Origin of the sequence: uncultured Planktosalinus sp., assembly GCF_963973675.1 — a bacterium.
Lineage (GTDB): Bacteria > Bacteroidota > Bacteroidia > Flavobacteriales > Flavobacteriaceae > Planktosalinus.
In genome coordinates this window covers 1-7891 of record NZ_CAXBAN010000101.1, presented here as the reverse complement: position 1 = coordinate 7891, position 7891 = coordinate 1, and the positions used below count along the sequence as shown (strand labels likewise).

The window sequence follows — 7891 nt, the reverse complement described above, 5'->3', positions numbered from 1 at the left end:
TGAAAGTGACGATGTCAAAGGTCGAATCATTGGACGTGAAGGAAGAAACATCAGAGCGCTGGAGGCTGCCACAGGCGTCGAAATCATTGTTGATGACACTCCTGAAGCTATAATTCTTTCCTGTTTTGATTCTGTGAGAAGGGAAATAGCACGTTTATCACTCCATAAACTGGTTACTGACGGAAGAATTCATCCAGCACGTATTGAAGAAGTGGTGTCAAAAACAGCTAAACAAATTGAAGAAGAAATTATCGAGGTTGGAAAACGTACAGTTATTGACCTTGGTATTCACGGCTTACATCCTGAACTTATAAAGATTGTAGGTCGAATGAAATATCGTTCATCCTATGGTCAAAACCTATTGCAACACTCAAGAGAAGTTGCCAAATTATGTGGTGTAATGGCTGCAGAACTTGGTCTCAACCCAAAATTGGCAAAACGTGCAGGTCTACTTCACGATATAGGAAAAGTTCCTGACACAGAAACCGAAATGCCCCATGCAATCCTGGGAATGCAATGGGCTGAAAAATATGGTGAAAAAGCCGAAGTTTGCAACGCCATCGGGGCTCACCACGATGAAATTGAAATGACAAGCCTTCTCTCACCCATTATTCAAGTGTGTGATGCCATTAGTGGTGCCAGACCGGGAGCTCGCAGGCAAGTGTTGGATTCTTATATTCAGCGTTTGAAAGACCTTGAAGATATTGCTTTTGGATTTAATGGAGTTAATAAAGCTTATGCGATTCAGGCAGGAAGAGAGTTGCGTGTCATGGTGGAAAGCGAAAAGGTAAGCGACGAAAAAGCCGCAAGTCTTTCGTTTGAAATATCTCAAAAAATACAAACCGATATGACCTACCCGGGTCAGGTAAAAGTTACGGTGATCAGAGAAACCAGAGCTGTTAACATTGCTAAATAAAAATAAAATCCCGCTCTTGCGGGATTTTATTTATACATTTTAAATGGTTTGTAGTTCTATTCTTCATCATAAATTGAGTTATAACCCATTTCAGGACACTCAAAAAACTTTCCGGTAATAAATCGATAATTCTTGTTTAAATTTTTGATGGTTTTCATATCTTCTTCATCCAGTTGAATGCTGGATGCTTTAAAATTATCAATGATATTCTCTTTGGTGGTTGATTTGGGTATTACGGCTGTACCACGTTTGGTTTGCCAAGCAATTAATACCTGAGCAGCACTGGCCATATGTTTTTTGGCAATTGAAACAATTTCAGGAATTTCCATCAGCTTAGGTTCATCATTGGCTTTCATTTGTTCAGAACGGTCTCCTGAACCCAAAGGCGAATAACCGGTTACCAGAATATTATGTGAAGCACAATACTCTAAAAGTTCGTTTTGTTGCAGATAGGGGTGCAGCTCTACCTGATTCATCTCAGGAGTCTGAGAGGCCTTAGCAATTAGTTTCTTTAAGTTGGTGATGTTAAAGTTTGATACACCAATATGTTTGACCAACCCATCATTTTTTGCTTGTTCAAATTCTGTCCAGGTTTCAGAAAGTGGTACTTCTTTAAGTGAAAAATAGTCTGCGGGCTTTTCAGGAAAACCAATACCTGGTTTAAATGCCACTGGCCAGTGGATTAAATACATATCAAGATAGTCTAGCTTCAGGTTTTTAAGTGAATTTTCAATTGCGGGTATTACATAGGCTTTTTGATGGGCATCGTTCCATAATTTTGAGGTAATAAATACATCTTCCCTTAAAATATCTCCTTCAGAAAACACTTCTTCAAGTGCTTCGCCAATGTCTTTTTCGTTTCCGTAAACAGCAGCAGTGTCTATGTGTCTGTACCCTGCATAGAGTGCGTCTTTTACCGCTTTTTTTACTTCACCACCTTTGGCTTTCCAGGTTCCTAATCCTATGGCGTGTAATACATCGTTATTAGTAAATCTTAATGTCTTCATAGTCGTTACAATTTAATTTTTATTGATTCTATGTAAGATACAAAATACAAGTGCTTGTTAAAAACCTGAAGTTGATTTTAGGAAAAGTTTATCACTTAAATTTTTCAAATACGCCAAGTCCAAAAAGTGCAAAGTCATATTTCACAGGATCTGAAGGATCCAGATTACGCAATGAAGTGTCAAGTTCAAAAAGAGCTTTGGAGTCGTTTTGCTTTCGTGAAAGCAAACCTAAACTACGGGCTACATTTCCGCTATGTACATCCAACGGACAAGAAAGAAGGGCAGGAGAGATGGTTTTCCAGATTCCAAAATCAACTCCGGCGTCGTCTTGCCTTACCATCCATCTTAAAAACATATTGATGCGTTTGGCAGCACTATTTTTTATTGGATCTGATATGTGCTTTTCTGTGCGAAGTGGATGTGGAATGCTAAAAAAAACTTTTTTAAATTCATGTATTGCCGGCTGAAGACTGTTTTCGGTGGTGTATTTTTTAAAAATAGTTTCCAACCCACCCTGATGTTTGTAAATGTTTTTAAGTGAACGTATAAAAAATTGTAAATCAACGCCATTAAATGTGCGGTGTACAAATGGTAATAGTTTGTCAAGATCTTGCTCGCGGTGATTCATAACAAAATCGTGTGGTGCATTTCCAAGAAGTTCCACAATTTTATTTCCATTTTTAATAATGCTTTTACGGTTTCCCCAGGCTATAATAGCAGTTAAAAACGCGCTAATTTCAACATCTTCCTTTATTGAAAATTGGTGAGGAACCTGAATGGGATCGCTTACTATAAAATCAGGTGAATTATACAAAAGGACCTTTTCATCTAAAAATTCTTTGAGTTCGGTTTGATTCATTGGTTTTTCATTCTTCAGGAAACGATCTTTCCATCACTCATAATCAGTTTTCGATCTGCCATATCAGCAAATTCTTCATTGTGAGTTACTATGACAAAGGTCTGATTGAATTCGTCCCGCAGTTTAAAAAACAGGGAATGTAGACTATCTGCACTGGCACTGTCGAGGTTTCCACTAGGTTCGTCAGCAAATATCAGTAGAGGGTCATTGATCAACGCCCTGGCAACTGCAACTCGTTGTTGTTCACCTCCCGATAGTTCATTGGGTTTATGATTATAGCGGTTTGAAAGACCTAAAAAATCAAGTAATTGTTTTGCTTTTTCTTCAGCTTCTTTTTTGGGAGTGTTTTTGATGAAAGCAGGAATGCACACATTTTCTAAAGCAGTAAATTCCGGCAATAATTGATGAAATTGAAATATAAAACCAATGTTTTTATTTCTGAATGCAGCCAGTTCCTTATCTGATAGTTTTAAAATTTCGGTATTGTGTATCAAGAAATCTCCAGATTCAACAGCAGCATTGTCAAGTGTGCCTAAAATATGCAGAAGTGTTGTTTTTCCGGCTCCAGAAGGGCCAACTATTGAAACTACTTCACCGCTTTTAATATGGAGAGAAACTCCTTTTAAAACGTGTAAATCTCCGTAATATTTATGTATATTTTCTGCTTTAATCATTTTTAAGAATTGATGATGTGAAAGTAAGTATTTGTGCCGATAAATACAATTGAATTTTCTAAAGACTCTTTTGACGATGGAATTACTATATTAAGAAAAAGTTAATTGAGCCAATTAATGTTTAAATGATAATTACTTTTGTTAAACAATAATGATTATGAATGAATCCAATATTAAATTAGCAACATTCGCAGGAGGCTGTTTTTGGTGTACCGAGGCTGTATTCCAACGCATAAAAGGTGTCTTGAGTGTGGTTCCCGGCTACATTGGGGGAGCGGTTAAAAATCCTGCTTATCGTGAAGTATGCACCGGCCGAACAGGTCATGCAGAGGCAATTCAACTACGGTATGATTCAACTGTGATATCCTTTGAAGAGTTACTTGAGGTCTTTTTTGCGACCCACGATCCAACGACACTGAATCAACAAGGCAATGACAAAGGAACTCAATACCGCAGTGCAGTTTTTTACAATTCAGAGTTCCAAAAAAATGCAACAGAAAAAATGATAACTTCACTAAACAAGGCTGGTACTTTTGAAAATTCCATTGTAACTGATGTGACTGCTGCTCCAGTTTTTTATAAAGCTGAAATTGATCATTTTGAGTATTTCAATCGAAATCAAGATCAAATGTATTGTCAAATGGTGATAGCTCCTAAATTAAAAAAAATAAAAGATAATTTCAAAGAAAAAACAACTACATAATATGAAGACAAATCATAAAGAAGTCAACAATCAGTTTGTCACAAACGGTTTAATAGATAGTTATAGTCGCATTCTCTCCGAACTGGGAGAAGACATTTCTCGTGAAGGAATAATAAAAACACCAGAACGGGCTGCAAAGGCTATGCAGTTTTTAACACAAGGATATCATCAAGACGCAGCTCAGATTTTAAAAGGTGCCATGTTTAAGGAATCCTATGAAAACATGGTAATTGTTAAGGACATTGAACTGTATTCATTATGTGAGCATCATATGTTACCGTTCTTTGGTAAGGCACATATTGCTTACATTCCCAATGGTCATATTGTGGGTTTAAGCAAACTACCACGTGTCGTTGATGTATTTGCCCGTCGGTTGCAAGTACAAGAACGTATGACGAAGGAAATTCTTGACTGTATTAACGAGACTCTGCAACCCAAAGGTGTGGCTGTTGTAATTGAAGCGGCACATATGTGCATGATGATGCGAGGTGTACAAAAGCAAAATTCAGTTACAACCACCTCCGGATTTAGAGGAGCTTTTGAAAAAATTGAAACACGCAATGAGTTTTTAAAGCTCATTGAGAAGTAAGACAATTTTTAGAACATTTTTTGCGTTTTAAAATTTTAAAAACCATCAAATGACCGAAAAAAAGAAACTGCTTTTAAAGGGAATTGCTTATGACCTTGTTGGTATGGTCTCTTATGTGTTTCCGGGGGTTGGTCCATTTATTGATATTATATGGGCCCCATTTGCAGCCTCTCAAATGACAAAAATGTATCCCGGTAAACAAGGTAAAATCGCGGGTGTGGTTGTTTTTCTTGAAGAACTTTCACCCGGACTTGATGTAATACCAACTTTTACACTTACCTGGTTGTATATCTTTGTTTGGAAACGAGAAAAAACTAAACCTCATATCATTGAGGCAGAAATAGTAGAATAAAAAACCCCTCAATTTTGAGGGATTTTTTTGTCTTATAATTTTTACTACTGATTACTGAATCTCTAAAGGAAATGTTATTTCAATGTCAGTTTCGCCACCGGCATTGGCAATATTTCCTTCACTAACACCATCGGCATTTTTATTTGGCTCATGTCTTAGTGTGACTGTAAAGTTTCCTGAACTAGTGTCTCCTGTATCAAAACTAAAGTTAACACCTACAGGGTTTCCGTTACCGTCAAAATCAAGATAGGTTAAATTTGAAATGTTCAATCCGGAACTTACTTGATAAAAAAACTGGTGTTCTTCATCTTCTTCAATAATCTCTAGTGTGATATTATCAGCTGGATCTTCCAATTCATTTAACACGGTAATCACACTGGTGTAAGTTGTGTTAGGATCTAAGTCACCGGTCACAGTAATTGCTGGAGCTGTAGATTCATCCAGTTGTTTCCATTCCAAATTAATGGGGGTACTTCCTCCAGTTAATGCAATTCTAACTGTTGTGATGACTTCTTCTTCATTGATGGGTTCATTACCGTCATCACTTGAGCAAGACATTAAAAAAAGTGTTGCTGTAAAAAATATGGATAAAAATTTTAAATTTTTCATAGTATAAAATGTTTAAATTGGTTTAATAATTAATTTTTATTCGTAAAACTATATTTCGTCCCAAATCGTCAGCAAAAAAACGCAAACGGTTGAGGTAATCTCTGTAACTGGTGTTGAAAAGGTTATTTACTGTCAACCCTAAACTTAAACCAGTTTCACCAAACACCTTAAAATCTGCATCTGCATTAAAATGGATGAGATGATAGGCTTCTGGTGGGCTGCTTAGATCTAAGATTTCTATTGTTTCTGAAATGGGTAAAAACACTTCAAAATTGGTGTCCGGGTATTCATTTTGCCGAAACACATAATTGCTTTCCAATCGCAGTTTTAAATTGTTTAAACTTTCATTTTTGTATTGAAGTACATTACTTAGATTTGCCGGAGGCATTGAAATGAGCGGTTTGTTGTTTTCTCGCTCATAGGCCTTTACTAATGAAAACTTTGTACTATAATCAAATTGATTTGTTAGATTTATTTTGGCATCAAGATCAAAACCCAGAAGATAGGAATCTGTTTGTTTGTATTCCCAAACCTGAAAACTTCCTCTAATGGTTTGTTCCACGCCTGTGGGTTCAATAAGTAAAAAGTCATTGATGTTGTTTAAAAAAGGATTTACAGTAAACTGAATCCTTCCAGAAGTTTTACTTAGTGCAACAGAAATTTTATGTGCCACTTCTTGATTAAACCTAAGGTCACCAATTTCAATTCTGGCAGCTGAGTGGTGCAGGCCTTCACTAAACAATTCAGATGGGTTGGGAGCACGTGTAGCCAATGAGTAATTGGTTAACAACTCATAATCATCTGAAAATGAATAGTAAAATCCAATAGTTCCAGAAAAATTATAAAAATCAAAAACAGGATTCGTGAGTAATTGAGTTCCAAAATCTTCTACAACAATTTCAGGAAAATCATTGGCATAACCACGGCTTTCCCAAAGAGATTTTTGATAAAACTTTTTTGCGTCCAAATGGTTGTAATCAAAGCGTAAACCAGCCTCAAGTATCCATTGATCACTGAGAACATATTTTCCAAGAGCATAAACTCCCAAATCATATTTATCATAATCAGGAATCAAACGTCTCACACCTGTTTCAGGATTTGCAAAATTGTTTTGGTAACGAAATAACAAACCCCCATTTGCTTTGAATTTTGAATTTGCATCATAACTTAAGTCTGAAGTTAGCGTGTGAGTTGTTAATTCTAAATCAACTGAGGGTATATCCCCACGACCACCCCTTCTTAAGTCAAATTCAAGACGGTTGTTGAACTGAAAATCATATTGCATTTCCAATTTCCCGAAGTTACTCATCCGTTTAAAAAATTTGGCTTTTGCGAGATGATGCGTTACATCTTGCTTTGGGTTTTCAATAGCATAGGTGAACTCGTTTATAACAAGTGGTTTTTCACTGTTAATCGCATTGAATAAATCTTGTGCATTTCCCAGATGTGAAGCCCTTAAAATTCCCGTCTCAGAATTAAAAAATGAATAATACCCTTCAAAACCATAGGTAAATTTGTTAAGTCCAAACCTAAGAGAGGTTGCTTTTTCAAATTGACCCGAATTGCTTAACACATACTCGGGAGTTTCAAAATCTCCAAAACGCTTTAGAGTTCCCTGAAGGGTTCCATACCAACCGGTTTCTTTTGTTTTTGTAAAAGAGGAGGTGAGCGTACCACCCCTTCCATTGGTTGAACCTGATAAAACAGTCCTTCCAAAAAGGGAATCTTTTCTAATAACGCGTTGAGGTTCTACTAATACAATTCCGCCCACGGCATCACCTCCATATTGAAGTGCAGAAGCCCCTTTAATAACCGATATACTACCGGCGGTGTTTAAATCAACATTGGGAGCGTGTTCCACACCCCATTCCTGATCCTGCATTCTCACTCCGTTGTTCATTATCAAAACACGGCTGCTGTGTAACCCTTGAATAACAGGTTTAACCACTGTACTACCGGTATTTAAGGATGACACTCCTGAAAGCATTTTTAAAGCTTCTCCCAAAGAGGCATAACTTAAATTTTCAATATCCTCTTTTTCAATTCTATTTTCTAGTTGTGTTGCTACATAATCAATAGCGGCACTGCCCTTTACGGTTACTTGATCTAATTCTTCAAGATGGTGTTCTAACCTTATATTTAGAGAGCCATCAAAAGGAATTGTAAATTGTGTCGCCTTTGT

The 7891-nt window shown here is 36.7% G+C and carries 9 protein-coding genes; 4 read left to right on the top strand and 5 right to left on the bottom strand.

The features are described from left to right. Positions 1-916 (top strand): ribonuclease Y (gene rny, locus AACY61_RS05585; RefSeq protein ID WP_339610599.1); only part of this gene is annotated, 916 nt, incomplete at its 5' end. A 56-nt stretch (positions 917-972) separates the two neighbouring features. Here the strand turns inward: rny and AACY61_RS05580 are convergent. From AACY61_RS05580 to AACY61_RS05570, 3 genes are all read right to left on the bottom strand, one after another. Beyond that, the gene (locus AACY61_RS05580; protein WP_339610598.1) at positions 973-1923 is read right to left on the bottom strand and encodes an aldo/keto reductase; all 951 of its coding nucleotides are present in this window, start codon (positions 1921-1923) and stop codon (positions 973-975) included. Positions 1924-2014: 91 nt separating this feature from the next. Further along, positions 2015-2782 (bottom strand): TIGR02757 family protein, encoded by a 768-nt coding sequence (locus tag AACY61_RS05575; RefSeq protein ID WP_339610597.1) that lies wholly within the window; start codon positions 2780-2782, stop codon positions 2015-2017. Positions 2783-2796: 14 nt separating this feature from the next. Further along, a complete protein-coding gene (locus AACY61_RS05570; protein ID WP_339610596.1) occupies positions 2797-3456 on the bottom strand; it encodes an ABC transporter ATP-binding protein in 660 nt (219 codons plus the stop codon). A 157-nt stretch (positions 3457-3613) separates the two neighbouring features. Here AACY61_RS05570 and msrA point away from each other — a divergent pair, with 157 nt between their 5' ends. The 3 genes from msrA to AACY61_RS05555 are packed head-to-tail and all read left to right on the top strand — an operon-like array spanning position 3614 to position 5100. Next, positions 3614-4159: a peptide-methionine (S)-S-oxide reductase MsrA gene (gene msrA / locus AACY61_RS05565; protein WP_339610595.1), complete on the top strand. Its 546-nt coding sequence runs from the start codon at positions 3614-3616 to the stop codon at positions 4157-4159. A gap of 1 nt (position 4160) precedes the next feature. Next, positions 4161-4748 carry a GTP cyclohydrolase I FolE gene (folE, locus tag AACY61_RS05560; RefSeq protein WP_339610594.1) on the top strand — a complete coding sequence of 196 codons (588 nt, stop codon included), beginning with the start codon at positions 4161-4163 and terminating at the stop codon, positions 4746-4748. A 49-nt stretch (positions 4749-4797) separates the two neighbouring features. Then, positions 4798-5100 (top strand): hypothetical protein, encoded by a 303-nt coding sequence (locus AACY61_RS05555; RefSeq protein ID WP_339610593.1) that lies wholly within the window; start codon positions 4798-4800, stop codon positions 5098-5100. Between the two features lie 51 nt (positions 5101-5151). On the opposite strand, the gene AACY61_RS05550 is transcribed toward AACY61_RS05555, so the two are convergent. Continuing rightward, positions 5152-5709 (bottom strand): type 1 periplasmic binding fold superfamily protein, encoded by a 558-nt coding sequence (locus tag AACY61_RS05550; RefSeq protein ID WP_339610592.1) that lies wholly within the window; start codon positions 5707-5709, stop codon positions 5152-5154. 22 nt (positions 5710-5731) lie between these two features. Further along, positions 5732-7891: TonB-dependent receptor (locus tag AACY61_RS05545; RefSeq protein ID WP_339610591.1), on the bottom strand; the 2160-nt coding region annotated here is incomplete at its 5' end.